The organism is Thermogutta sp. (assembly GCF_039793925.1).
Lineage (GTDB): Bacteria > Planctomycetota > Planctomycetia > Pirellulales > Thermoguttaceae > Thermogutta.
In genome coordinates this window covers 26654-27477 of record NZ_JBAMME010000280.1, presented here as the reverse complement: position 1 = coordinate 27477, position 824 = coordinate 26654, and the positions used below count along the sequence as shown (strand labels likewise).

Below are 824 nucleotides of genomic sequence, written 5' to 3'. Positions count from 1 at the left end.
CTCCGGAACCAGCTTGCACACCTGGTACGTCCGAACCCGCTGCTCCGGCACCCACCGGCAAACCTTGTACGTGCAGGTCTTGACGCGCTGCTCAGGCACCAGCTTGCACACCTGATAGGTGCAGGTCTTCTCCTCGCGGACCCACCGACGCACCTTGTAGCACACCGTCTTCACACGCTGCTCCGGAACCAGCTTGCACACCTGATACGTGCAGGTCTTCACACGCTGCTCCGGAACCAGCTTGCACACCTGGTACGTCCGAACCCGCTGCTCCGGCACCCACTGGCAAACCTTGTAGGTCACGGTCTTCACACATTTTTCCGGCACGAGGCGGCACACCTTGTAGGGGACCTTCTTGACGCAGGTCTCACGAACATATCGGACCGTCGTTACCGGGCATTCCTTCACCTCGGGTACCCAGACCCGCTTGCACACCTTAACCGGCGGGCACTGGACGAGAACTTTTTTCACTCCACCGGGAGAGTAATAAGCCCGGCAACTGGTGGGATCCCATTTCCATTCGCCGGGTTCCTGGATGCACTTGGTGACAACAGGACCCGGTTTCTCAACAATCTGCGTCTCCCAGCGGCCGGTGCATACCTTCACCATTTTTGTTTCGTACACCGGCTTTAAGATTGTATAGGGGACCTCACGGTAGCACGTCTCACGAACCCGACGATACACCGTGTAGCAAATGTCTTTGGTGCGGGTTTCCCACACAGGCTTCATCACCGTGTAGGTGCACTGCCGGGTCTCATACACCGGCTTTAGGACGGTATAGGGAATCTCCTTGGTCACCGTCTCGTACACCGGCTTGAGAACCG

1 pseudogene is annotated in these 824 nt (G+C 58.0%); it reads right to left on the bottom strand.

The features are described 5' to 3' along the window. A pseudogene (locus tag ABJK56_RS14175) lies at positions 1-824 on the bottom strand (hypothetical protein); the annotation flags it as partial.